Here is a 24787-nt window from a genome sequence, read left to right as displayed (position 1 = left end):
CACAATGCAACACAATATATTGGGTCCATTCGGAAAGGTCAGCCGCCTCACGCTGGGCGGTGGTGGCATCGGCATGGTCTGGGGCGCGGCCTCGGAAGCAGACGCCATCGGCACGCTGCACCGCGCGGTGGAGGCGGGCATTGATCTCATCGACACCGCGCCCGGCTACAAGACCTGCGAGACGATGATCGCCAAAGCCTTCGAGGGCCGCATTCCGCAAGGCGTGCGCATCACCACCAAATATGGCCTGGGCGATCCGCCCGCCGCCGAGGTCTATCCCCGCCTGCGCGCCTCGCTCGAAGCCAGTCTTGCGGCGATGCGCATCGACCAGGCCGACATGATACTGCTGCACACCGAAATCCGGCCCGACGATTTCGTCTATCCCAACAATGATCGGCCGCGCGACGAACGCTCCACCAGTCTCAGCCTCTATCGCGACGCGGTCGTGCCCGCCTTCGAGCGATTGGTCGCCGACGGGCTGATCGCCAGCTGGGGCATTACCGGCTTCAATCATACCGGGGCGACCATCGACGCGATTTCTTCCGGCACCCGGCCAGCCGCTTTGCAGGCCATCGCCAATTTGATGGATAGCGCCGGGGAGATGAATGGCACCGGCACGCCCGGAAGGCCGCGCGATATCATCGCTGCCGCCGAGGCTAATGGGGTTGGTGTCATGGGCGTGCGCGCCGTGCAGGCAGGTGCTTTGACCGCGGGCCTTGACCGGCCGATCACCGAAGACCAGCGCGCCACCGGCAATGACTTCGATCGTGCCGCGCCCTATCGCGCGCTGTGTCGGCAATGGGGCGAGGATCCTGCCATCATTGCCCATCGCTATGCCTTGGGCATCGACGGCATCGATACGCTGGTGCTGGGCGTCAAAACCGTCGCCGAACTGGAACAGGCGCTGGCGGCGGAGCGGGCCGGCCCGCTCGAGCCCGATCAGGTCGCGGCCATCGATGCGCTCGGCCTGCGCTCGGCATAAAAAAACAGGCCGCTCCGGCTGGGGCGGCCCATTTTCATAGTCAATTATGTTGCGATCAGATCTGTTCGATGCAGACCGAAGTGGTGCCGCGATTGCGGAAACCGAGCTGGCCGGCAGCGGCCTTGGACAGATCGATGATGCGGCCGCCGATATATGGACCACGATCGTTGATGGTAACCTGGATTTGCCGGCCGGTGCGCTGGTCGGTAACGCGCAGCTTGGTGCCGAAGGGAAGGGAGCGATGGGCCGCCGTCATGGCGTTTTCGTTGAAGGTCTCACCCGATGCGGCCTTTTTGCCATTGAAGCCAGGGCCATACCAGGAAGCGCCGCCGCATTGGGCATAGGCTGCAGTGGAAAGCGAGAGCAATGCTGCAGCAATTGCGGCGGCGGAAACGACTTTTCTAATCAAGCTGAAAAACTCACGTAGTTACGGTGAGCAATCGATTAATGGCCCCGCCCGGCCATAATATGGGCATCAAGCCCAGGACTGGCCTCAAAGCACCTGCTGTTGCGCATATGCCGCAGGATTCCGCGCTGCATTACTACCCTATTGGCAAGATTTGCGCCGCAATTGCAGGAAATGAATCCTCGATTCGCCGATCTGATAAAACGCAAGACGAGGATTCCATCCAATACAGGATTCATCTTGCCCGCTGTGGCCGATGGGTCACGGTTCCATGCCTTATGCCGAAAAATCGCATTTTCACGAAGGTTCCGGCAAGAATTCGGGAGATCACAAGGCAGAACAGGAGGTAATGGGGCCAGAAAAAGGCAGGTTTTGTGCCGTTTTGGGTCTGCGCGTTGGTGCCCTGCATTCCTCCTCCCCACCGCGCTCCCGCGGGAGACAGCGAAGAACCTCAATCTATCCCTCTTATCCCCGCCCCACCCACTTCATGCCACTATCCCTCCCATCACCCCGCCAGAGCGCGGTCATGACGAGTGGATGGGCTGGGTGAATGCCGGGGGTTGGAGGTCGCTCCGGCCACGCAGAGGTACGACGGCTCGCCTCATAACAAGGCAAGCTCATCCGGCCCTGTGAAAAATCCCGGCGCGATGGCGAGGCCGACGTTTCACCATCTACCAAACCCTAGAGACGCCAGTCTCGCCATCGTCGCTCAAACCGCAACCGGAAGCCCCCGCTTTCCGGCGCTTTGCCGCGCCTGCCGTCTACTCCCCGCCCCGGCGCATCACCTATTTTGCCCAGCCATGGCGATAGCGGGCGTCATGCTGTCGAATTCTGTCAGCGTCGAGCGTCATAGCAGCATTACCCACTCTTCATCACAGGACTTCGCCATGCCAACCGATCTGACTTCGACACTCATCCTGCTGGCCCGCCTGCTGCTGGGCGGCGCCTTTCTGATTTTCGGCATCCGCAACATTGCCAATATCGGCCCGCTCACCGCCGGCCTCACGGCACGCGGGCTACCGCTGCCCCGTATCGCCGCCATTATCGGGGTAGCGCTGCAGATCATCGGCGGGGCGCTGACCGCCATCGGGCCATACGGCGCCTGGGGTGGTGCCGGCCTGATTGTCTTCGTCGTGCTCGCCACCGTGCTGTTTCACAATTTCTGGGACTATAAGGGCGCCGACCGCGCCAACCATGTCAACGCGACCATCATGAATGCCGGACTGGCCGGCGCGTTCCTGCTCATCATTGCGATCAGTCTCTGATCAGGCCGCCGGCTCCATATTCAATTTTGAATGGAGAATGATCAGTTTTCGCGAAGTTACTTCATTTTCGAATGACTGCATGATCCGGCCAGTTCAAGAGAGGATGTCGCCATGACCAGCCAGACCGCTTCCACTGCTCAATACACACTAGCCGACGCCGTGCTGCTGCAACGTCTCGAAGGGCTCGCCGCGCTCGTTCTGGGCGTGGCGATCTATGCCTGGCTCGGGCAGCCCTGGGTGATCTTTGCCGTGCTGTTCCTCGTGCCGGATCTTACCATGCTGGGCTATGTCCGCTCGGCGCGGTTTGGAGAACTGATCTACAATCTGGGGCACACCTATGCGGCGCCCGCGCTGCTGGCCCTGGCCGGACTGGCTATCGGTCCGCTGGCCTATGGCCTGGCCGCGATATGGGCGGCCCATATCGGTGCCGACCGGCTGCTGGGCTATGGCCTCAAGCTCGAAAGCTTCGAGGCCACCCATCTTGGCCCGATCGGCAAGGCGCGTCGTGGTCGTTGAGGCGGCGCTGGGATCACGGCTTCAGGACGCGATAATCCATGTGGGTGGTAAGCCGCGTTGCGCGCGCGCCGGCGGGTTCAAGCGTGGCGGTCAGCCCGTCCCACAGCCGCTCACCGCGGCCCAGAACGACCGGCGCGATCTGCAAGTGCAGCGTATCGATCGCGCCCATATTGAGATAGTTCCGCAGCGTGGTGACACCGCCGGCAATTGCGACATGGCGGCTGCCCGCCGCTTCCCGCGCCCGAGCCAATGCGACCTCGGGCCCTTCGGTCACAAAGTGAAATACCGTGCCGCCCTCCATTTCGATCGGCGGGCGCGCGTAATGGGTCAAGACAAATACCGGGGCATGATAGGGCGGATTTGGGCCCCACCAGCCTTTCCACTCGATTTCCCACACATCGGGGCCCGGCGCGGCAAACATGTTCCGGCCCATGATGAAGGCGCCATACTCGGTAATGGCAGCGAGCTCGGCCCGGTTATTCTCGGCATCCTCAAACATCCACCGATGCATGGGTTCACCCTTGATGTCGCCAAAGGGCTTTTCCCGGCTCTGATTGAGGCCGGTGCCGAAACCATCGAGCGACAGACTCATATGGGCACGAACTTGTTGGGCCATTTTCCCCTCCATTACTTAACTTATGGCTTAAGCATTAAGGCAGCAAAGCGGCTCTGTCAAGCGAGGGCTTAACAATCAGCGCTTCGAGCGTGGTGTCAGGCCATAAAGGAACAATTGCTCGAGATAGCGCGCCGCATCCTCAAAGCGACCTTCCCCACCGCGCGCTGGGCCGAGCACGGCCCGCACCTGCACGTCGAAATCGGCATAATGCTGGGTGGTGGCCCAGATCGAAAAGATCAGGTGATAGGGATCGGTCCGCGCGATACGCCCCTGATCCATCCAGGTGGTCAGCACTGCGGCTTTTTCATCGACGAGATTTTTGAGATCGACCTCGATCATCTCGATAATGCGCGGCGCGCCCTGCAGCATTTCATTGGCAAACAGGCGAGATTCGCGCGGGAAGTCGCGCGCCATTTCGAGCTTGCGGCGGATATAGGAGCGGATTTCGGGGAAAGGATCGCCATCGGCATCCATTTCGCGCAGCGGTGCCAACCAGGTGACCAGCAATTCGGAGATCAGGCGGCGGTGAATCTCTTCCTTGCGCGGGAAATAATACAGCAGGTTCGGCTTGCTCATGCCCGCCACCTCGGCGATCTGGTCGATCGTGGCGCCGCGAAAGCCGTGCAGGGAAAAAACGTCAAGCGCGGCTTCCAGGATAATGTCCTGTTTCTCCCGCTGAATCCGGGTCAGCGGCCGGGGTTTTTCCTTTGGCTGCGTGGCTGCTTTCGCCGCCGCCTTGTTCTGGCGTTTGGCGGCGGCGGGCGACGGAGAGCTTTTCAACTTGATCGGCGGCATTTTCGCCTTGCGGGAAGTTTTGGGAGTGCTAACATTTTTCCAACTGGTCAAAATTCTTGGTAACGCGTTCCCACGTCAAGAGCCAAAAAACATGACCTACAACGTCATATAATAGAATTCGGGAGCGAGGCTGTCGTGTCCACCTCAACAAACAATGCGCCAAACGATCTGAGCGCGTTCTGGATGCCGTTTACGGCCAATAGGCAATTCAAGAAATCGCCGCGCATGTTTGTGGCGGCCAAGGACATGCATTACACCACCTCGGACGGACGGCAGGTGCTCGATGGCACGGCCGGGCTCTGGTGCGTCAATGCCGGCCATGCCCGCCCGCTGATCGTGGAAGCCATCGCCAAGCAGGCCGCCGAGCTCGATTATGCGCCGGCCTTCCAGATGGGCCATCCCAAGGCGTTCGAATTGGCCAATCGGTTGGTCGATATCGCGCCCAACGGGCTCGATCATGTGCTGTTCACCAATTCGGGGTCTGAGTCGGTCGAAACGGCCCTCAAGGTGGCGCTTGCCTATCACCGTGTCAAAGGCGATGGCAGCCGCTTCCGCCTGATCGGCCGCGAGCGCGGCTATCACGGCGTCAATTTCGGCGGCATTTCGGTGGGCGGCATTGTCACCAACCGCAAGATGTTCGGCACGCTGCTGACCGGTGTCGATCACCTGCCGCACACCCATAACCCAGCCAAGAACGCCTTTACCAAGGGCGAGCCCGAACATGGGCTGGACCTGGCCGATGAGCTCGAGCGCATCGTCACCCTCCATGATGCCTCCACCATTGCCGCGGTCATCGTCGAGCCGGTTGCCGGCTCCACCGGCGTGCTGATCCCGCCCAAGGGCTATCTGCAGCGCCTGCGCGACATCACCAAAAAGCACGGTATCCTGCTGATTTTTGACGAGGTCATTACCGGCTTCGGACGTCTGGGCACCCCATTCGCCGCCGACTATTTCGGCGTCACGCCCGATATCATGGTCACCGCCAAGGGCCTGACCAATGGCATTATCCCGATGGGCGCCGTGCTGGTGTCTTCGGAAATCCACGATGCGTTCATGGGCGGACCCGAGCATGTCATCGAGTTCTTCCACGGCTATACCTATTCGGGCAATCCAGTGGCTTCGGCTGCCGCGCTCGCTACGCTCGAAACCTATAAGCAGGAGGACCTGCTGACGCGCGGCGCCGAGCTGGCGCCCTATTTCGCCGATGCGCTGCACTCGCTCAAGGGCGAGCCGCATGTCATCGATATCCGCAATATCGGGCTGGTCGGGGCCATCGAGCTTGATCCGATTGCCGGCTCGCCCACCAAGCGCGCTTTCTCGGCTTTCCTTGCCGCCTATGAAAGTGGCTACCTGATCCGCACCACCGGCGACATCATCGCGCTCTCGCCCCCGCTGATCATTTCCAAGGGCCAGATCGACGAATTGATCGACGGTATCCGCACCGTGCTGCGGGGGATTGCATAATGAACATTATCGAAAACGCCGTTGCCGGAAAACGCTATGTCTCGACCGGCCGCCGCGTGCCGGTGTTCAATCCGGCCACAGGCGAAGTCTCCGCCGAGCTGCCGCTCTCGACGCTGAGCGAACTCAACGACGCTGTGGCTTCGGCCAAAAAGGCGCAGGTGGCCTGGGGCAATACCCCGCCGATGAAGCGCGCCCGCGTCATGTTCAAGTTCAAGGCGCTGCTCGATCAATATGCCGATGACCTGGCCCGCGAAATCTCCCGCGAGCATGGCAAGGTGCATGACGATGCTTTGGGTGAAGTCGCCCGTGGCATTGATTGCGTGGATTTTGCCTGCGGCATTCCCCAGCTGCTCAAGGGCGAATTCAGCCGCAATGTCGGCCCGAGCATCGATTCCTATTCCGATCGTCAGCCGCTCGGCGTCGTCGCCGGCATCACCCCGTTCAACTTCCCGGCCATGGTGCCGATGTGGATGTATCCGGCGGCTATCGCCTGCGGCAATGCCTTCATTTTGAAGCCCTCGGAACGTGATCCCAGCGCCTCCATGCTGTCGTGGAACCTCTTCATGGAAGCCGGGCTCCCCGAGGGCATTCTCAATATCATCCATGGCGACAAGGAAATGGTCGACGGGATTTTGGACCATCCCGATATCAAGGCCGTGAGCTTCGTGGGCTCGACCCCGATCGCCGAATATGTCTATCAGCGCGGCACCAAGGCCGGTAAGCGCGTGCAGGCCCTGGGCGGCGCCAAGAACCACATGGTCATTTTGCCCGATGCCGATCTCGACCAGGTGGCCGACGCCCTGATGGGCGCTGGCTATGGTTCGGCCGGCGAGCGCTGCATGGCCATTTCGGTGGCCGTGCCCGTCGGCAAGGAAACCGCCGATGCGCTGGTCGCCAAGCTCAAGCCGCGCGTCGAATCGCTCAAGATCGGCCCGGCGACCGACAAGGACGCCGAAATGGGTCCGGTCGTCACCAAGATGCATCGCGACAAGATTCTTGGATACATCGATTCAGGGGTCGAGCAGGGCGCAGAGCTGGTTGTGGATGGCCGCGGCTTCACCTTACAGGGCTATGAAGGCGGCTATTATGTCGGCGGCACGCTGTTCGACAATGTCACCCCCGATATGACCATCTACAAGGAAGAGATCTTTGGCCCCGTCCTGTCGGTCGTTCGCGCCAATGACTACGCCTCGGCGGTCAAGCTGATCAACGACCACGAATATGGCAATGGCACCGCCATCTTCACCCGCGACGGCGACGCCGCCCGCGAATTTGCCGACAAGATCGAAGTGGGCATGGTTGGCATCAACGTCCCCATCCCGGTCCCGGTCGCCTACCACTCCTTCGGCGGCTGGAAGCGCTCGCTGTTCGGCGATCACTCCATCTACGGCCCCGAAGGCGTGCATTTCTACACCCGCCTCAAAACCGTCACCACCCGCTGGCCCGCCGGCATCAAGGGCGGCGCGGAATTCTCGTTCCCGAGCGTCAAATAGTATCTCGTCCATAGGAAGTGCCCATGTCTGCCCCCGGAGAAAACCTCAAGATCAATGGCGACCGTCTGTGGGACAGCCTCATGGATATGGCCAAGATCGGCCCGGGTATTGCCGGCGGCAATAATCGGCAGACGCTGACCGACGAGGATGGCGAGGGCCGCCATCTGTTCCAGCGCTGGTGCGAGGCCGCAGGCCTCAGCATGGGCGTCGACAAGATGGGCACCATGTTCGCGACCCGCGCCGGCAGTGATCCGGATGCCCTGCCGGTCTATGTCGGCAGCCATCTCGATACCCAGCCGACCGGCGGCAAATATGATGGCGTGCTGGGCGTGTTGGCGGGGCTCGAAGTCATCCGCTCGATGAACGATCTGGGCATCAAAACCAAGCATCCCATTGTCGTCACCAATTGGGCCAATGAGGAAGGCGCGCGCTTTGCGCCGGCCATGCTGGCCTCGGGCGTGTTCGCCGGCATGCATAGCCTCGATTATGCCTATGGCCGCAAGGACATGGACGGCAAGACCTATGGCGACGAGCTCCAGCGCATTGGCTGGCTGGGCGCCGAAGAGGTCGGCGCGCGCAAGATGCATGCCTATTTCGAATATCACATCGAGCAAGGCCCCATCCTTGAAGCCGAGAACAAGCAGATAGGCGTCGTCACCCACTGCCAGGGCCTGTGGTGGCTCGAATTCACCCTGACGGGCAAGGAAGCCCATACCGGCTCGACCCCCATGGCTATGCGCGTCAATGCGGGCCTCGCCATGGCGCGGATCATCGAGGCGGTGCAGGCCATCGCCATGGAAAACCAGCCGGGCGCAGTGGCTGGTGTCGGCCAGGCAAAATTCTCGCCCAATTCGCGCAATGTGCTGCCCGGCAGTGTGGTGTTCACCGTTGATCTGCGCACGCCCGATCAGGGCAAGCTCGATCGCATGCGCGCCGCCATCGAGGCCAAGGCCGCCGAAATCGCGGCTGAGCTGGGCGTTGGCTGCTCGGTCGAGGCCGTCGGGCATTTTGATCCCGTCACCTTCGACCCCACCTTGGTCGCCCGCGTCCGCAAGGCCGCCGAGGATCTGGGCTATAGCCATATGAACATCATTTCCGGCGCCGGGCACGATGCCTGCTGGGCCGCCAAGGTGGCGCCATCAACCATGATCATGTGCCCCTGCGTCGGCGGGCTCAGCCATAATGAGGCAGAAGAAATCTCCAAGGAATGGGCAGCGGCCGGTGCCGATGTGCTGTTCCACGCGGTCGTCGAGACGGCGGAGATCGTGGAGTGACGCCTGTAATATAGTCATCTGACCGCGCCCCCATTCTGAGGGGAAGAAGGGGCGCGGGACGTGCATTTCAGAGGGAACGGAAATGAGCAAGGTCATCAAGAACGGCACGGTCGTCACCGCCGACCTGACCTACAAGGCCGACGTCAAGATCGACGGCGATATCATCGTCGAGATCGGCCAGAACCTGTCCGGCGATGAAGTGCTCGACGCATCAGGCTGCTACATCATGCCCGGCGGCATCGATCCGCATACCCATCTCGAAATGCCCTTCATGGGCACTTATTCGGCCGATGATTTTGAATCCGGCACCCGCGCGGGTCTGGCCGGCGGCACCACGATGGTGGTCGATTTCTGCCTGCCCAATCCCAATCAGAGCCTGCTTGAGGCCCTGCAAATGTGGGACAACAAGACCGGCAAAGCCAGTGCCGACTATTCCTTCCACATGGCGATCACCTGGTGGGGCGAGCAGGTGTTCAACGAAATGGCCGAAGTGGTCGATCGGGGCATTACCAGCTTCAAGCATTTCATGGCCTATAAGGGCAGCCTGATGGTCAATGACGATGAGATGTTTTCGTCCTTCCAGCGCTGTGCCGATTTGGGCGCGCTGCCATTGGTGCATGCGGAAAACGGCGACGTGGTTGCCGCCATGACGCAAAAACTGCTCGAAGCGGGCAATAATGGCCCCGAAGGCCATGCCTATTCCCGCCCGCCGGAAGTCGAGGGCGAAGCCACCAACCGCGCCATCATGATTGCCGATATGGCCGGCGTGCCGCTCTATGTGGTCCATGTCTCGTGCGAACAGGCCCATGAAGCCATTCGCCGTGCTCGGCAAAAGGGCATGCGGGTTTATGGCGAGCCGCTGATCCAGCATTTGACGCTGGACGAGAGCGAATATTTCAATCCCGATTGGGACCATGCCGCCCGCCGCGTCATGTCGCCCCCTTTCCGCAACAAGAATCATCAGGATTCGCTCTGGGCCGGTCTGCAATCGGGCTCGCTCTCGGCCGTCGCCACCGATCACTGCGCCTTCACCACCGCGCAGAAGCGCAATGGCGTGGGCAATTTCTCCAAGATTCCCAATGGCACTGGCGGGCTCGAAGATCGTCTGCCGGTGCTGTGGACCAAGGGGGTCAATACCGGCCGGCTGACCATGAACGAATTCGTCGCCGTCACCTCGACCAATATTGCCAAGATTTTGGGCCTCTACCCCAAAAAGGGCGCCGTGCTGGTGGGCGCTGACGCCGACCTTATCGTCTGGGACCCGGCACGCAAAAAGACCATTACGGCCAAGGCCCAGCAATCGGTCATCGACTACAATGTCTTTGAAGGCTTCGAATTGACCGGCCTGCCGCGCTATGTGCTCAGCCGTGGCAAGGTTTCCATTGTGGAAAACGAGATCAGGGCCGAGCCGGGTCATGGCAAATTCGTCGGCCGCGAGGCCAAGAACCCGGTCAACCGGGCGCTGAGCCAATGGAAAGACATCGTCGCCCCACGCAAGGTGGAACGCACCGGCATTCCGGCGACGGGGGTTTGATGATCCGCTTCCCCCACCACTTCCCGACCTGTTGAGAAAGGCCTGCCCTTGTCCGTGACGACCGATTCTTCTGCCGCCATCACCGACAAGGCTCCGCCCAGGGCGGTGGTTTCCGCCGCCGGGCTCGGCCTCACCTTCAAGACGAATGACGGGGACGTCGTTGCACTCAGCGACGTCAATCTCTCCATTTCCAAGGGCGAGTTCGTTTCCTTCATCGGCCCTTCGGGCTGTGGCAAGACCACGTTTTTGCGCACCATTGCCGATCTTGAACAGCCCACTTCGGGCACGCTGACCATTAATGGGCAGACGCCGGAAAATGCCCGCAAGGACCGGGCCTATGGCTATGTGTTCCAGGCACCGGCGCTCTATCCCTGGCGCACCATCCAGAAGAACGTGGCGCTGCCACTCGAGATCATGGGCTATAATCAGGCCCAACAGGCCGAGCGCATCAAGCGCACCATGGAGCTGGTGAACCTCTCGGGCTTCGAGAAGAAATATCCCTGGCAGCTATCGGGCGGCATGCAGCAGCGCGCCTCCATCGCAAGGGCGCTGGCCTTTGACGCCGACCTATTGCTGATGGACGAGCCGTTTGGCGCGCTGGACGAAATCGTGCGCGATCACCTCAATTCCGAACTGCTCAAGCTGTGGGAGCGGACGCAGAAGACGATTTGTTTCGTCACCCATTCCATTCCCGAGGCGGTTTATCTCTCGACCAAGATCGTGGTGATGTCGCCGCGCCCTGGCCGGGTGACGGATGTGATCGAGAGTACGCTGCCGCGAGAGCGGCCGCTCGATATTCGCGAAAGTCCGGAGTTCCTCTCGATTGCGGCTAGAGTGCGCGACGGACTGCGTGCGGGGCACAGCTATGATGAAGTGTAGCTTCATCTTCCGGGTCTGGTTTTCCATACTGGCCGCGCTGCTCTGCACGGCGGTTGCCTCGGCGCAACCGGTCGGCGGAGGCATTGACAAGGCTAGCGACGGTCCGTTCACCGGCCTGCTGTTGGTCACTGACAATCTGGACTGGTACGACATGTTCCAGCGCCCCGAGCCGCCATCATTTGATGCCAAGCAGCATTTCGTCCCCGGCGAAAAGGGCTCGCTTGCCATCATCTTCAGCAATGCCGAACCGCGCGACGGCACAGTGCGGGTGATGTGCGACATCAGCACCCGCAATCCCGAGGGTAGCCGGCAAGTGGCGGCTGACCAGGTCTGCTACGAGGGACCATTTTATGGACCCAACATTCTCCATCCAGCCCTGCTGGAGCTGAAATTCGAAATGGGCAACGAGGAGCCAGCGGGCGAGGCTGGCTTCTCGGTAACTTTGCGGGATGCGCATTCTGGTCGTTCCGTGGATCTGGATGTCTCATTTACACAGGGATCAGCCCGATGAGGCGCACGCTCCCCATCCTCATCGTCCTTTTGGCGATTCTCGCGATCTGGTATGCTGCTGCCATCGGCATGAACGCCCCATGGCAGAACGATGTCTACCGTCGCGGCGACATCACCAATGTGCCCGCCACCCAGTTCGTGCTCGATACCTGGAACCAGGACAAGCCCGTGCTGCCCACCGCCCATCAGGTGTTTGGCGAGCTGTGGAATTCGACCGTACTCGTCGCGCCCAACAAGCCGCGCAGCCTGTTATTCCATGCCTGGGTCACCTTCTCGGCCACCGCGCTCGGCTTTGCCATGGGGTCAGTGCTGGGCATCTTGCTGGCCGTGCTGATCGTGCACAATGAGGCGATGAACCGCTCGCTCATGCCCTGGATCGTGGCCAGCCAGACCATTCCCATCCTGGCGCTGGCGCCGCTGATCGTGGTCATCGGCTTCAACATCTTCACCGGCACATTGGGCGTTCCGACCGATCCGGCGCGACTGATCAGCAAGGCCATCATCTCGGCTTATCTCAGCTTTTTCCCGGTCGCGGTCGGCATGGTCAAAGGACTGCGTAGCCCCGAAGCGATCCAGCTTGATCTGATGCACACCTATAATGCCTCGCCCAGCCAGACCTTCTGGAAACTGCGTTGGCCCGCTTCGGTGCCCTTCCTTTTTGCTTCACTCAAGGTGGGCGTGGCGGCCAGTCTTGTCGGCGCGATCGTAGGCGAATTGCCGACTGGGGCCGTGGCCGGGCTCGGCGCGCGGCTGCTGGCCGGCTCCTATTACAGCCAGACCGTGCAGATCTGGGCGGCGCTGGTCGCTGCCTCCGTTCTCGCTGCCATTCTGGTACTGGCCGTCGCCCTGGTGGAACGCCTCGTCAACAAGAGCATGGGGGCGCGACCGGCATGAGCCAGCTGCAATTCTATCTGGCGCTTGTCGTGGGTGGCCTTTGTGCCGCGGCTTTGGCCCTGAGCTTTGCGACGCCCTTTGAAGCCGGGCTGCTGCTCAAGGCGTTCCTTGCTTTAGGGACGCTGTCGCTGATCCGCTTTTTCGTGCCGCTCGGGCTATGGGCCGATGGCGCCTTTGCCCTGCTCGGGGCGGCCGCCCTGCTCACCAGCATTGGCGTCTTTACCCCTGCGCCCGCATTCTTCTGGATGGCGCTGATTGCGGCGTGGCTGTTTGCCTGGCTGTTTGTCGAACGTCTCTCCAAAGCCATCGCACCGGGCTATGCCGACAATGCCGGGCTGGGCCTGCTCATTCCTGTCGTCTTCGGCCTAACCATCCTTGTCGCCTGGGAAGTCATCACCCGCGCCGGCAATGTGCCGCAGGTTATCCTGCCGCCGCCATCGATGATCTGGGCGCGCATCACCAATTCAGTGCCGACGCTGCTGGCCGATTTCCAGCAGACCTTCAAGGCCGTGCTGATCGGCTATGCATTGGGCTGTGGGCTGGGTTTTATCGTCGCCATTCTCATCGACCGTTCGCCCTTTCTCAAATCGGGGCTGTTGCCGCTGGGCAATTTCGTCTCGGCGCTGCCCATTGTCGGCGTCGCGCCGATCATGGTCATGTGGTACGGCTTTGACTGGCAATCCAAGGCCGCGGTCGTGGTTATCATGACCTTCTTCCCCATGCTGGTGAACACCGTGGCCGGGCTCAATGCATCTTCCGCCATCGAGCGCGACCTGATGCGCACCTATGCTGCCGGCTATTGGCAAACCCTTATGAAGCTGCGTCTTCCCGCTGCGGGGCCCTTCATATTCAACGCCCTCAAGATCAACTCGACTCTGGCCTTGATCGGCGCAATCGTAGCGGAATTCTTCGGGACGCCCATTGTGGGAATGGGTTTCCGGATCTCAACCGAAGTCGGCAGAATGAATGTCGATATGGTGTGGGCCGAAATCGCGGTGGCGGCTGTCGCGGGATCGGTCTTCTACGGGGTGATTAGCCTGATGGAACGGGGCGTCACCTTCTGGCATCCGTCTGTGCGCGGTGCATAGGCGGGGCAAAACTCAGGGGAAAGTCGACTATGAAGAAACTTCTTATCGGCACGATGGCAGGCGCAATGGCGCTGGCCGCAGCGGCAGGCGGGGCCCAGGCGCAGGAGAGCGTGACGCTCCAGCTTAAATGGGTCACCCAGGGGCAGTTTGCCGGCTATTACGTGGCCCAGGCCAAGGGGTTCTATGACGAAGAGGGCCTGACCGTCGAAATCAAGCCGGGCGGGCCTGACATTGCCCCCGAGCAAGTGATTGCTGGCGGTGGCGCCGATGTCATCACCACCTGGATGGCAGCGGGCCTGGCTGCCCGCGAACGCGGCGTGGCTTTGGTCAATATCGCCCAGCCGTTCAAGCAATCGGGCCTGCTGCTAACCTGCCGCAAGGATGCAGGGGTGGAAACCACTGCCGACTTCCCTGGCAAGACGCTGGGCGTGTGGTTCTTCGGCAATGAATATCCCTTCTATGCCTGGATGGCCAAGCTGGGCCTTTCCACCGAAGGGGGCGCAGACGGCGTCGAAGTGCTCAAGCAAGCCTTCAACGTTGATCCACTGATCCAGAAGCAGGCCGCCTGCATCTCGACCATGACCTATAATGAATATGGCCAGGTGCTGAAGGCCGGGCTCACGCCCGAAGAACTGACCGTCTTCAACTATCGCGATGAAGGCGTGGGCATGCTTGAGGACGGGCTCTATGCACTCGAAGACAAGCTGGCCGATCCCGCCTTTGTCGCCAAGATGACCAAATTCGTCCGCGCTTCGATGAAGGGCTGGGAATATGCCCGCGCCAATCCGGAAGAAGCCGCCCAGATCGTGGTCGACAATGACTCGACCGGCGCCATGACGCTGGAAGACCAGATCTATCAGGTCAGCGAAATCAACAAGCTGACCGAAGGCTCGACCGGCGTGCTCGACGAGGCCGATTACCAGCAGACCGTCGATACGCTGCTCTCGGCCGTGTCGCCTGACAATCCGGCCATTACCAAGGCGCCTGAAGGCGCGTTCACCCATGCGGTGACCGACGGGCTGTAACACTTAGATATGACAAACGGAGGCGGGGAGCGATCCCCGCCTTTTTTAGTTAAACACTCGCCGGCATTTGAACTGGCCGAACTCGACCCAGCCGGTGGCGAGCACTTCGCCCTTGAAGCTCACCCAACACTCATCCAGCGACACGGGCGAGCCAGCGCCCGTCAGCAGCACCGCATTGCCATGCCGCACAGCATTGGCCTGTTGCGCATCGAGCCGAATTTCCGGCAGATCGGTGAAACCAGCAGAAACGCTTTTCAGCAGAGCGTCGCGCTCGCCGATATCCAGCGCTTCGAGTTGTTCAATGGTCAGTGCATCGGCATCGTTGAACGGCCCGACGGCAGCTCGATGCAGCATCGAAACATGGCCACGTGTGCCCAGCGCCTCGGCAATATCGCGGGCCAGCGAGCGCACATAAGTGCCCTTGCCGCAGGTGACTTCGAGCACGGAGTGCTCGGTGCCATGGGACACGAGGATTATATCATCCACGTCGATTTCGCGCGGCGCCAATTCCACCGCTTCGCCGGCCCGCGCCAGATCATAGGCGCGTTCGCCATCGATCTTGAGGGCCGAAAAGATCGGCGGGCGCTGCAGGATCGTGCCGGTGAAGCTTGGCAGTACGGACAGCAAAGCTGCCTCGTCGGGCCTGGTATCAGAGGTCGCGACCACGCTGCCTTCGGCGTCGTCCGTGGTGGTGGCGTTGCCCCATTGAATGGCGAAGCGGTAAATCTTGGTGCCATCCTGCACCTGGGGCACCGCCTTGGTGGCCTCGCCCAAAGCGATGGGCAATATGCCGGTGGCCAGCGGGTCGAGCGTGCCGGCATGGCCGGCCTTGGCAGCGCTGAACAGCCAGCGCACCTTGCCCACGGCTTGGGTCGAGGTCATGTCATAGGGCTTGTTGAGGACGACCCAGCCCGAAATCGCGCGCTTGATGCGCTTGGGGGCACTCAATCTTGGCTCTCGTCCTCGTCGCCATCCAAATCGCGCTGCACGCGGTCCGAGCGCAGCAGGGAATCGATGCGGCCGGCTTCCTCGAACGTGTCGTCGACGTAGAAGCGCATTTCGGGGGCGAATTTCATGTTGATCTGCGGCGCGACGCGGCCACGGATAAACTTGCGATGCCGGTTCAATGCCGCGACGATTTCCTCGGCATGCATGCCGCCCAGCGGCATGATATAGGCGTTGGCAATCTTGAGATCGGGAGTCATACGCACTTCGGGCACGGTGATGACCGAGCCGCGCAGGGCGTCGTCCTCGACATCGCCGCGGGCGAAGATCGCCGCCAGCGCGTGGCGGACGAGTTCGCCGACGCGCAGCATGCGCTGGCTGGGGCCAATTGGCTTGTTATCTTTGCTCATGGCGAGGCATTAGGCCCTCGTCGCGCGCCCGTCAATCCGCCAGTGTCAGGCTGACTTCGGCCTGCAGCTGGCGTGAGCGTTCTTCCACCACATTGGTGGCGACCGGCCAGGTGGCCGGCTTTGACGGATCGAAGGCCGGGCCGCGCCACGTCTGGTAGAACACTGCAACGCCCTTGGCGCTTTTGCGGAAGCTCATCACGGCAATTTCGCCGCGGCCGGCCAACCCGCTCAAGCCATCGAAAAAGGCACCGCAGGCAAAGCCCAGCGGAGCCAGATTGTCGCCGTCATCCTGGCCGAACTGGAAGAAGGCCATGGCATTGGGCTGGCAGCTCTGGCCATAGCCGGCCATGACGCTGCGCCGGAAGCCGACCAGCGTGCCGCTGGTCTGTTCCTGCAAATGGGCGCCATAGGCGATTTTCCAATCGGCCTCGGTTTCGCCCTTGGGCCGAATGTCCAGCCTGACCTGACCGTTCTCGACACTGTAGCTCAAATCGACCAATGGCTTGATATCGCTGCCGCCGACATCGCCGGCATTGAGCCAATCGGGCATGGGCATGGCGAGGCGCTGTTCGGGAACGTCAAGCACCAGCTTGCCATCGGCCGCGCTCAGCGCCGGCTCGCCCGCGTCCTGGGCCCAGGCCGGTGCGGCCAGCAGTAGTGCGGCGGCAACCAGCAAGAGTGGTTTGGTAAAAGACAAGAGGGCAACTCCTCACCCGTAGCGCGCGATGGCCGCGCCTGCCCCCGCTGGGCGCCGCCTTTGCCCACGATTAGGGGGCAAGCGGGTTCGAGAGCAAGAGGCAAGGCAATTGCTAGTGCCGAAGGGTGGCGAGGTGCTGTGTTGGCGCAACACTCTAGCAGGCGATCAGGCGCTTTGGCTGCGACCGACGCCGCGCGGCCCTTCCGGCAACAGGCGGTGGGGCGGCTGGTGCCCATCCATGAAGGTGCGGATATTGACGATGACGGTCTCGCCCATTTCGATACGGGCTTCGAGCGTGGCCGAGGCCATGTGGGCGGTCAATACCACCTTGTTGTCCTCAGCCAGCGCCAGCAGGCGCGGATCGATGCCATGCTTGTTCTCGAACACGTCCAATGCGGCGCCGCTCAGATGCCCGTTCTCGATCTGGCTCACCAAAGCTGTTTCATCGATCAGTTCGGGCCGGGACACATTGACCACGAAACTGCCCGGCTTCATCGCTGCAAGCCGTTCGGCCGAGAGGATGTGGAAAGTCTCGCGGGTGTGCGGCGTGTGCAGCGACACGATATCCACCGCCGCCAGCATGGCGTCCAGATCATCCCAATAGGTGGCTTCGAGCGGGATTTCGATGGCCGGTGGGCGCCGGTTGCGGGAGAAATAATGGATATTGAGGCCAAAAGCCTTGGCGCGCTGGGCGACGGCGGTGCCGATACGGCCCATGCCGACAATGCCCAGCGCCTTGCCGCGTAGCCGGTGGCCCAGCATGGAGGTGGGCGACCAGCCGGCCCAGACCCCATCGCGCACCAGCATCTGGGTGCCCTCGACCAGCCGGCGCGGCAAAGCCAGCATCAGCACCATGGCCATGTCAGCGGTGTCTTCGGTCAAGACGCTTGGCGTATTGGTGACGGTTAAGCCCGCCGCCAGCGCCGCCTCGACATCGATATTGTCCACGCCATTGCCGAACTGGGCGATCAATCGCACCGATTTGGGCAGGCGGGCGACCAGGTCGGCATCGATGCGGTCGGTGATGGAGCTGACCAGCACATCCTTGCCGGCAAGCCCCTCGATAATGTCATCGGCGGTGAGCGTAACGTCAGCGTCATTGACGTCGGTTTCGAACAGCGTCGCCATGCGCGCCTCGATGGTTTCGGGCAGGCGCCGGGTGACGAGAATCTTGGGTTTGGAGCTGGTCATCAAGTTCCGGAGCGCGGCTGACTGGGCTTGTGGAAAACCACGCCTTCAGCGACCATTAAGGATCATGGCGTAGTGATAGGGCAAATCCAGATCTTCTGCAAAGTCATGTTTGACGAGACCACTGGCGCCCTGCGCGTCCGCCATATCCGATCCTCCCAAAGCCTCGTCCTTCGCATTGTTATGGTGTGCCTGGCGCTGCTGGCGATGATATGCGCCACGCCGGCCTGGGCGCAGGCGGACAATCCGAGCGGGCTGCCCCTGCCCCGTTTTGCCACCACGCGCTCCACGCCGATCAATGTGCGTGTCGGGCCCGGCACCAAATATGAAGTTTCCTGGACCTATCTCAAGTCCGGCATTCCCATCGAGATCATCCAGGAGTTCGACACCTGGCGGAAGATTCGTGATGTAGATGGCGATGAGGGCTGGGTGCATCAGAACCTGCTTTCGGGCACCCGCGCCGGCTATGTCACGCCGATCATGGCCAATAGCGAGATTGCCCTGCGCAGCGACAAATCCGACACGTCCGGCGTGCGCGCCCAGCTCGGCCCCGGCCTGCGGGTGCAGATCAAGGAATGCGACGGGGAGTGGTGCGAGGTCAGCGCGGCCCAGCCGGGCAATGAACATCGCTCCTATTCGGGCTATCTGCGCCAGGAAGAAATCTGGGGCGTCTATCCGGACGAGTCGTTCGACTAATCCAATTCGGCGACTGCATTGGCAGTCTGGCGGGCAATGCGGGCCGCTTCGCCCTGTTTGGGGCAGGAGGCGCAATAGGCTTTGGGCTCGATCAGATAATCCAGGCAACAACCCTTGCGCGTCACGATGACCACCTCGCGACCTTCGCCCACGCCGATCCGGTCCAGCCTGCCCTGGCCTGTCAGCCCCAAGGCCGCCAACCAAAGCTGGGCGTAATCCTCCGCCATGGCCGCAGTGACGCCGGGCTGCCATTGCGGCAGCCGGGCGATGGTAGAGAGCATGCGATCGGCCAGCAGCCGCCGCGCGGGCAGCGGCTTGAGCTTGACGAGGGTATTGACCTCCTCCAGCAGGCTGGCGCAGAACGGGCGCAGGGCGCCCGCCGCAATGGCAATCAACTGCTCTGGTGTGCCCGCCTGTTGCGGACCGGCCGGCAGGCGGTAGCCGTCGGCATAGATACCATGGACGCGCTGCGACAGTTGTCCGAGATCAGGCATGCTGGAGTGGATATGGGCCGCGATGACAGCCAGATAGGCGGGCTGCCACAAAAAATTCGTCCACAGCCGCACCGCCCAAAAGGCTGGCCCCGCCTTGGGGTAGGTTTCGGCCAGGTGTTGATAGAGCTGGCCCAGTACCGCGCTATTGTCGGCGCCCGGCCTGTACCAACCGGGCCGGTGCCCGCCTGGCGCGCCCTTCATGAAGCCGGTGACGCGCGCCGCCGTGGCAATAAGCTGCGTGGTCTGGCTCGAAGCATCGTCGGCGGCAAAGAGATAATTGCGGGTCGTCACCGTGACAGCGTCAGGCAGCTTTCGCCGCCGCAATAGTGGCGCGCACGGCGTCCTCGTCGGTCACGGTGATCTCGTATTCACGCTCGATCGCCGTGCCACCCATGCCGACATGGGGATTGCGGAACGCCATGCCGCTCTTGAGCGTCTTGAGCGCCGCGAAATGCATTTCATCGACACCGGTGGCACGCCGCACCTGGGCGATATTGCCTTGATCCAGCGCGCCGCAGGCCATGACCACGATGCGGCCATCGGCAATGGCGGCGGTGTCCTTGAGGATATCGATGCCCTCGACGGCCGTATCGCGCTGCCCGCTGGTCAACACGCGATCAACACCGGCCCGGACGAGGGCCTCAATGGCGGCGCGATAGTCGCGCGTCATGTCGAAGGCGCGGTGGCAAGTGACTTTCATCGGCCGGGCGGCATCGACCAGCGCCTTGGTGCGCGCTTCGTCGATCTCGCCACCCGCAGTGAGGCAGCCGATGACCACGCCGACCACGCCCAGATCGCGCATGGCCTTGACGTCTTCGATCATGCTGGCGAACTCGAGTTCGGAATAGAGGAAGTCGCCACCGCGCGGGCGGATAATGACATGGAAGGGAATGGTGCCCACGCGCAGGGCTTCGCGCACCACGCCGAGACTGGGCGTCAATCCGCCTTCGAGCAGGCTGGCGCAGAGTTCCACCCGGTCGGCGCCAGCCTGCTGGGCGGCAACCAGACCATCAATGCCCTCAACGCAGATTTCGATCTTGAACGGGTGGCGCGGCATTATTGGTCTCCTATTGGTATGGATTGGTAGCCGCCAACGCGCTGGGCAGCAAGGAGATTTCGGGCCGGGATTGATGCCTATATTTTGGGCATAGGTAATAGTGCGCTGTGGATATTGACGAAGCATCAACACATGCGGCGCAGGCTTTAGCCAGAAATCACGTGCTGGGAGGCTTATTATGCGGTCCCGTTTTGTCTCGTGGGCTCGCGACGACCGGGCGACCTCCGCTGTGGAGTTCGCCATTCTGACGCCGGTTTTCCTGCTGCTGCTGACCGGCATGCTGGCCTATGGCATTTATTTCGGTGCTGCTCATTCCTTGCAGCAATTGTCCGCCGATGCGGCGCGGACGGCGATTGCCGGGCTCAATCAGACCGAACGCAACCGCCTGGTCGGGGAATTTCTCGACGACAATGCCGCCAGCTACATGCTGATCGAGCGCTCACGGCTGACCTATACGATCGGCGACAGCACGACCGATCCCAATCAATACCGCGTCACCCTGCGCTACGACGCTTCGGACCTGCCGATCTGGAATCTTTATGTGCCGCTGCCCCTGCCCAGCCAGGTGATCGCCTATAGCTCGACGATTCGCCGGGGCGGTATATGAAACTTTGGCGACGGTTCTGCGCTGACCAGCGCGGCAATATGGTCGTGATGTTCGCGGCGGGCTTTGTCGTGGCCAGCGTGGTCGCCGCCATTGCGGTGGATGCGGCGGGGATTTACCACGAACGGCGGGCCATTCAGAATGGGGTGGATCTGGCGGCCCTCGCGGCAGCCAACAATCCCGCCGCCGCCCAGAGCGTTGCCTATAGCGCCCTGATGGATGCCGGTCTGATGAGCGCCGGCTCGCAAGCGGGCCTCGTGGTGGTGACCGGCAATTATAACCCCAATCCGGCAGTCGCGGTCGAAAGCCGCTTCGTCGCGAATGCTACTCCGGCCAATGCCGTCCGAGTTTCGTTCAGCAAACCGGGCACGCTGTATTTTGCCAATGGCTGGGCCGAACCGCCGACGCTCGGCGCATCGGCCACCGCAACGGTCACTCCACAGGTGGCTTTTTCGGTGGGGTCGCGGCTGGCGAGCCTACAAGACGGCCTCGCGAATGCGGTATTGAACACTTTGCTCGGCACCAAGATTTCGCTGACTGCATTGGACTATAATGGCTTGGTTGGCGCGCAGGTCGATGTCTTCAGCTTTCTCGACAAGCTGGCTCTTAAGCTCGGCGTTAGCGTGGGAACATATAATGACCTATTGGCCAAGACCGCCAATCACGGACAATTGGCAGCGGCATTGGCCGATGTGCTGACAGGCGTGCAGCGCACTGCCATGCTCAAGCTGGCCAATACAGCCGGGCATAATGGTACTTTGCCGATCGGCAAGCTGCTGCAACTGGGCGGGCTGGGTGACTTCGATATTGGCACCGGCGCGGCCAACGGTCTTTTCACCAAGATTTCGGCGTTGGACCTGCTGTCGGCGAGTGCTGCCATCAGTGATGGAACGCATCAAGTACACGTCCCCTTGGGACTAAAGATACCCGGCCTGCTGAGTGTCGAGCTTGATTTGGCGGTTGGGGAACCGCCACAGGGCGGCAGCTGGTATGCCATTGGTCCAACCGGCACTGTGGTGCGCACGGTGCAGGTGCGTCTGCTGCTGAGTGTAAGCGTGCTGGGCAATAGCGGCGCGCTACTGGGCCTTCCTATCCATCTCCCACTTTACTTGCAGGTCGCACAATCGGAGGCAGTTGCCAGTACCGCGTCCTGCCCTACCGGCAACAATGTATCGGGATCAGCCACAATCCTGGTACGGCCTGGCGCATTGCGCGTGATGATCGGAGAGGTGAACACCTCCACCTTTGGCAATTTCGGGACGACGCCAGCAGTAGGTCTCGCCAAACTGGTCGAGGTCAAGCTACTCGGGCTCACCATCCTGCAGGTGCTCGCGTCATCGGTGGTGGAGATCGCCCAGACGACACCTATTTCGCTCAGCTTCACACCAGCCGAAATTGCCGCCGGCACGGTAAAGACCGCCAAGGTCACAACAGTGGTTACATCGCTCGTCAACTCCCTGCTGGGCAATCTCAACCTGCAGGTCCCCATACTCGGACTAGGGCTCAATATCTCGGGCATAGCCGTCCTGCTCAAATTGGCCCTTAGCCCGCTGGCAGGGTTGCTCGATGGGCTGCTCGCCGGACTGCTGGACACTTTGGGCCTGTCAATCGGCGAGGCTGATGTGCAGGTCTATGGCGTGCGCTGCACGCAGCCCGTGCTGGTCGGCTGAGCTACAACTGCCTCCTAAATCTCCGCCGCTCCTTCCCCCTTGACATCATCGTTTAGTGTGCTACAAAACCAGCACACTACACAGGCACAACACATGGATGATTTTCACACCAGCCAGCCGATCTTCGTGCAGATCCGGCAGCGGCTTATCGAGATGATCCTGCGCGGCGCAGCGGCGGAAGGGGATGCCCTGCCATCGGTGCGCCAGATAGCCGGGGACCTTTCGGTCAATCCGTTGACGGTCACCAAGGCATTCGAAGCGCTGGTCGATATCGGGGTGGTGGAAAAGCGAAGGGGACTGGGCATGTTCGTCAAAACCGGGGCGCGGGCCGAGCTGCTCGCCCATGAACGGGACAAATTCCTGAGGGAAGACTGGCCCCGCATCGCCGCTCAAATTGCCGCGCTCGAACTGGATGCGGCCACTCTGCTTGCAAAAACTCCCACTCCTCCCGCACAAGGGCTGATCAAAAATGACTGATCTTTCCGCTTCGGTCGAACCCATCGTCTCCGCTCGTGGCCTGCGCAAGAAATTCGGCGGCAAGGAAATCCTGCATGGGCTGGATTTCGATATTCCGCCCGGCCGTATCTATGGCCTGATCGGTCACAATGGCGCCGGCAAGACCACCACGCTCAATGCCATGCTGGGCCTGACCAATTGCGAAGGCACCATTCGCGTGCTGGGCGAAGACCCCTTTGCCAGGCGCGCCAAGCTGATGGAGAATGTCGCCTTCATCTCGGATGTGGCCAGCCTGCCGCGCTTCCTGCGAGTGCGGGAGCTGTTTGCTCTGCTCTCCAACATCCATCCCAATTTCAGCCAGGCCAAGGCGCAGAGCTTCCTGCAAGGCACCGACATCAAGCCCGACATGAAGATCAAAACCCTGAGTAAGGGCATGATCGCACAGCTGCATCTGGCCGTGGTGATGGCGATCGACGCCAAGCTGCTCGTGCTGGACGAGCCCACGCTGGGCCTCGACATCACCTATCGCAAGCGCTTCTACCGGCGGCTGCTGGAAGATTATATGACCGAGGAGCGCACCCTGCTCATCACCACCCATCAGGTGGATGAGATCGAGTTCATGCTCTCCGACATCATGTTCATCCGCGATGGCGACTTGATCCTGCATATGCAGATGGAAACGGTGAATGACAAATTCACCCAATTGGTGGTCAACGACGCTGCCACCCAGGAACAGGCGCGGGCGCATGGGCCGGTCTATGAAGAAACCCGCTTCGGGCAGACCGTGATGATCTTTGATGGGGTCGATCGCGCCGTGCTCGAACCCTTGGGCAAGCTATCCACCCCGACCCTGTCGGACCTGTTCGTGGCGCTGATGCAGCGGCCCACAGCCAATCCGGAGCCCGCCCAATGAAGGCTTTCATCGCCCTCGTGCGACGCGAGTTCATCGAGCACAAGGGGGCCTTTCTCTATGGCCCGCTGCTGCTGGTCGTGCTGCTGTTCGGCGCGACGATCCTGGCCTTTACCGTGGGCCGCGTTGACGCGCGGTTCTCGGGGGCCATGTTCACAATCGCTCCACTGCGTATTTACGAGTTGGGATTCCTGGGCTTCGGCATGGCCTGGTCGCTCTATCTGATCGCCACGCTGTTCTTTTATTGCGCCGACGGCTTTGCCGCCGACAAGCGCAATAATTCCATGCTGTTCTGGAAATCCATGCCGGTCACCGATTTCAAGGTGCTGCTCAGCAAGCTTGCGGCCGCCATCACCATCCTGCCCGGCACGGTCTATGGCGTGGCGCTGCTCAGCGGGTTGCTGCTCTATGGCGTGGCGTTCGTCACTACGCTGATCAATGGCACCGGCAGCTTTGCCGCGCTGGGCAGCATTGCGGCGGTCTATGGGCATGTAGCGCTGGCGATCCTGGTCACCATGATCTGCGGCCTGCTCTGGTATCTGCCATTCATGGCGCTGGTCGGCGCGCTGGCCACGGCGATCGGCCGCTGGGCCATTCCGGTGTCGCTGCTGCTGCCATCCATCGCGGCCATGCTCGAATGGGTGACCCTGGGGGGCTTACACCCCTTCACCACCCACACCTGGGGCTATATGGGCTACCGCACCACTTTCCCGCTGACCGAGGACGGCTATATCGACGTCTGGTTCATGGGCAAGGAGCCCTTCAACGCGATCAGCTACACAACCGACCTGATCGCCCGCATGGATTGGGTGCAGGTGGGCATCGGCGCGGCTTTTGCACTGGCCTGTCTTTATGTCGCGAGCGAATATCGCCGGCGGAGCAATGCCAACGGCTAAGACCTGAGGGGCGAACTTGTTTG

At 61.5% G+C, this 24787-nt stretch carries 27 protein-coding genes; 18 read left to right on the top strand and 9 right to left on the bottom strand.

Annotated features, from left to right (window positions below; all coding sequences use genetic code 11):
- Window positions 1–4: 4 nt before the first annotated feature.
- The gene (locus tag ACI3KW_RS07830; protein ID WP_404847603.1) at window positions 5–982 is read left to right on the top strand and encodes an aldo/keto reductase; all 978 of its coding nucleotides are present in this window, start codon (window positions 5–7) and stop codon (window positions 980–982) included.
- A 55-nt stretch (window positions 983–1037) separates the two neighbouring features.
- Here ACI3KW_RS07830 and ACI3KW_RS07825 read toward each other — a convergent pair whose 3' ends face one another.
- On the bottom strand, window positions 1038–1391 hold the full coding sequence (locus tag ACI3KW_RS07825) for a septal ring lytic transglycosylase RlpA family protein (protein WP_262170493.1): 354 nt from the start codon (window positions 1389–1391) through the stop codon (window positions 1038–1040).
- Between the two features lie 884 nt (window positions 1392–2275).
- On the opposite strand from ACI3KW_RS07825, the gene ACI3KW_RS07820 reads away from it, so the two are divergent.
- Together ACI3KW_RS07820 and ACI3KW_RS07815 are read left to right on the top strand one after the other, a co-directional pair.
- Window positions 2276–2653: a DoxX family membrane protein gene (locus ACI3KW_RS07820; protein ID WP_404847602.1), complete on the top strand. Its 378-nt coding sequence runs from the start codon at window positions 2276–2278 to the stop codon at window positions 2651–2653.
- 111 nt (window positions 2654–2764) lie between these two features.
- Window positions 2765–3169, top strand: a complete 405-nt coding sequence (locus ACI3KW_RS07815) for a DUF4260 domain-containing protein (protein WP_404847601.1) — start codon at window positions 2765–2767, stop codon at window positions 3167–3169.
- A 13-nt stretch (window positions 3170–3182) separates the two neighbouring features.
- Here ACI3KW_RS07815 and ACI3KW_RS07810 read toward each other — a convergent pair whose 3' ends face one another.
- Together ACI3KW_RS07810 and ACI3KW_RS07805 are read right to left on the bottom strand one after the other, a co-directional pair.
- On the bottom strand, window positions 3183–3785 hold the full coding sequence (locus tag ACI3KW_RS07810) for a dihydrofolate reductase family protein (protein WP_404847600.1): 603 nt from the start codon (window positions 3783–3785) through the stop codon (window positions 3183–3185).
- A 75-nt stretch (window positions 3786–3860) separates the two neighbouring features.
- Window positions 3861–4580, bottom strand: coding sequence for a TetR family transcriptional regulator C-terminal domain-containing protein (locus tag ACI3KW_RS07805; protein WP_262170500.1), 720 nt, complete (start codon window positions 4578–4580; stop codon window positions 3861–3863).
- Window positions 4581–4763: 183 nt separating this feature from the next.
- On the opposite strand from ACI3KW_RS07805, the gene ACI3KW_RS07800 reads away from it, so the two are divergent.
- From ACI3KW_RS07800 to ACI3KW_RS07760, 9 genes are all read left to right on the top strand, one after another.
- A complete protein-coding gene (locus ACI3KW_RS07800) occupies window positions 4764–6044 on the top strand; it encodes an aspartate aminotransferase family protein (RefSeq protein ID WP_404847777.1) in 1281 nt (426 codons plus the stop codon).
- Complete coding sequence (locus ACI3KW_RS07795) at window positions 6044–7537, top strand: CoA-acylating methylmalonate-semialdehyde dehydrogenase (RefSeq protein WP_404847599.1); 1494 nt, start codon at window positions 6044–6046, stop codon at window positions 7535–7537. Before ACI3KW_RS07800 ends, ACI3KW_RS07795 begins: the two co-directional genes overlap by 1 nt.
- Before the next feature lie 23 nt (window positions 7538–7560).
- The gene (locus ACI3KW_RS07790) at window positions 7561–8811 is read left to right on the top strand and encodes a Zn-dependent hydrolase (protein WP_404847598.1); all 1251 of its coding nucleotides are present in this window, start codon (window positions 7561–7563) and stop codon (window positions 8809–8811) included.
- An 82-nt stretch (window positions 8812–8893) separates the two neighbouring features.
- Window positions 8894–10345: a dihydropyrimidinase gene (gene hydA / locus ACI3KW_RS07785; RefSeq protein ID WP_404847597.1), complete on the top strand. Its 1452-nt coding sequence runs from the start codon at window positions 8894–8896 to the stop codon at window positions 10343–10345.
- 54 nt (window positions 10346–10399) lie between these two features.
- Window positions 10400–11224, top strand: a complete 825-nt coding sequence (locus tag ACI3KW_RS07780; RefSeq protein ID WP_404847596.1) for an ABC transporter ATP-binding protein — start codon at window positions 10400–10402, stop codon at window positions 11222–11224.
- Window positions 11211–11735, top strand: a complete 525-nt coding sequence (locus tag ACI3KW_RS07775; RefSeq protein WP_404847595.1) for a hypothetical protein — start codon at window positions 11211–11213, stop codon at window positions 11733–11735. Before ACI3KW_RS07780 ends, ACI3KW_RS07775 begins: the two co-directional genes overlap by 14 nt.
- On the top strand, window positions 11732–12628 hold the full coding sequence (locus ACI3KW_RS07770) for an ABC transporter permease (protein WP_404847594.1): 897 nt from the start codon (window positions 11732–11734) through the stop codon (window positions 12626–12628). Before ACI3KW_RS07775 ends, ACI3KW_RS07770 begins: the two co-directional genes overlap by 4 nt.
- 245 nt (window positions 12629–12873) lie before the next feature.
- Window positions 12874–13716 carry an ABC transporter permease gene (locus tag ACI3KW_RS07765; RefSeq protein WP_404847776.1) on the top strand — a complete coding sequence of 281 codons (843 nt, stop codon included), beginning with the start codon at window positions 12874–12876 and terminating at the stop codon, window positions 13714–13716.
- 29 nt (window positions 13717–13745) lie between these two features.
- Window positions 13746–14741 (top strand): ABC transporter substrate-binding protein, encoded by a 996-nt coding sequence (locus tag ACI3KW_RS07760; protein WP_404847593.1) that lies wholly within the window; start codon window positions 13746–13748, stop codon window positions 14739–14741.
- 45 nt (window positions 14742–14786) lie between these two features.
- On the opposite strand, the gene truB is transcribed toward ACI3KW_RS07760, so the two are convergent.
- From truB to ACI3KW_RS07740, 4 genes are all read right to left on the bottom strand, one after another.
- Window positions 14787–15689, bottom strand: a complete 903-nt coding sequence (truB, locus tag ACI3KW_RS07755; protein WP_404847592.1) for a tRNA pseudouridine(55) synthase TruB — start codon at window positions 15687–15689, stop codon at window positions 14787–14789.
- The gene (gene rbfA, locus ACI3KW_RS07750; protein WP_035103809.1) at window positions 15686–16096 is read right to left on the bottom strand and encodes a 30S ribosome-binding factor RbfA; all 411 of its coding nucleotides are present in this window, start codon (window positions 16094–16096) and stop codon (window positions 15686–15688) included. Before rbfA ends, truB begins: the two co-directional genes overlap by 4 nt.
- 31 nt (window positions 16097–16127) lie before the next feature.
- Window positions 16128–16793: a hypothetical protein gene (locus ACI3KW_RS07745; protein ID WP_162740144.1), complete on the bottom strand. Its 666-nt coding sequence runs from the start codon at window positions 16791–16793 to the stop codon at window positions 16128–16130.
- A gap of 165 nt (window positions 16794–16958) precedes the next feature.
- Window positions 16959–17984 carry a 2-hydroxyacid dehydrogenase gene (locus ACI3KW_RS07740; protein WP_404847591.1) on the bottom strand — a complete coding sequence of 342 codons (1026 nt, stop codon included), beginning with the start codon at window positions 17982–17984 and terminating at the stop codon, window positions 16959–16961.
- 180 nt (window positions 17985–18164) lie between these two features.
- On the opposite strand from ACI3KW_RS07740, the gene ACI3KW_RS07735 reads away from it, so the two are divergent.
- Window positions 18165–18677: an SH3 domain-containing protein gene (locus tag ACI3KW_RS07735; protein ID WP_113121107.1), complete on the top strand. Its 513-nt coding sequence runs from the start codon at window positions 18165–18167 to the stop codon at window positions 18675–18677.
- Here the strand turns inward: ACI3KW_RS07735 and ACI3KW_RS07730 are convergent.
- On the bottom strand, window positions 18674–19462 hold the full coding sequence (locus tag ACI3KW_RS07730; protein WP_404847590.1) for a siderophore ferric iron reductase: 789 nt from the start codon (window positions 19460–19462) through the stop codon (window positions 18674–18676). The genes ACI3KW_RS07735 and ACI3KW_RS07730 overlap by 4 nt on opposite strands.
- A gap of 10 nt (window positions 19463–19472) precedes the next feature.
- Window positions 19473–20228, bottom strand: coding sequence for a copper homeostasis protein CutC (locus ACI3KW_RS07725; protein ID WP_404847589.1), 756 nt, complete (start codon window positions 20226–20228; stop codon window positions 19473–19475).
- Between the two features lie 178 nt (window positions 20229–20406).
- Between ACI3KW_RS07725 and ACI3KW_RS07720 the strand changes: the two genes are divergently transcribed.
- The 5 genes from ACI3KW_RS07720 (at window position 20407) to ACI3KW_RS07700 (ending at window position 24764) form a co-directional block, all read left to right on the top strand.
- Window positions 20407–20835: a TadE/TadG family type IV pilus assembly protein gene (locus ACI3KW_RS07720; protein ID WP_113121026.1), complete on the top strand. Its 429-nt coding sequence runs from the start codon at window positions 20407–20409 to the stop codon at window positions 20833–20835.
- Window positions 20832–22502 (top strand): TadG family pilus assembly protein, encoded by a 1671-nt coding sequence (locus ACI3KW_RS07715; protein WP_404847588.1) that lies wholly within the window; start codon window positions 20832–20834, stop codon window positions 22500–22502. Before ACI3KW_RS07720 ends, ACI3KW_RS07715 begins: the two co-directional genes overlap by 4 nt.
- A 93-nt stretch (window positions 22503–22595) precedes the next feature.
- Window positions 22596–22979, top strand: coding sequence for a GntR family transcriptional regulator (locus ACI3KW_RS07710; protein WP_262170521.1), 384 nt, complete (start codon window positions 22596–22598; stop codon window positions 22977–22979).
- Complete coding sequence (locus ACI3KW_RS07705; RefSeq protein WP_262170523.1) at window positions 22972–23871, top strand: ABC transporter ATP-binding protein; 900 nt, start codon at window positions 22972–22974, stop codon at window positions 23869–23871. The genes ACI3KW_RS07710 and ACI3KW_RS07705 overlap by 8 nt, the downstream gene beginning before the upstream one ends.
- Window positions 23868–24764, top strand: a complete 897-nt coding sequence (locus tag ACI3KW_RS07700) for a hypothetical protein (RefSeq protein WP_404847587.1) — start codon at window positions 23868–23870, stop codon at window positions 24762–24764. The genes ACI3KW_RS07705 and ACI3KW_RS07700 overlap by 4 nt, the downstream gene beginning before the upstream one ends.
- Window positions 24765–24787 lie beyond the last annotated feature (23 nt).

Origin of the sequence: Devosia sp. ZW T5_3, assembly GCF_044987315.1 — a bacterium.
GTDB lineage: Bacteria > Pseudomonadota > Alphaproteobacteria > Rhizobiales > Devosiaceae > Devosia.
Note: the sequence above shows the minus strand (reverse complement) of the source record. Positions and strands in the feature narration are given on the sequence as shown.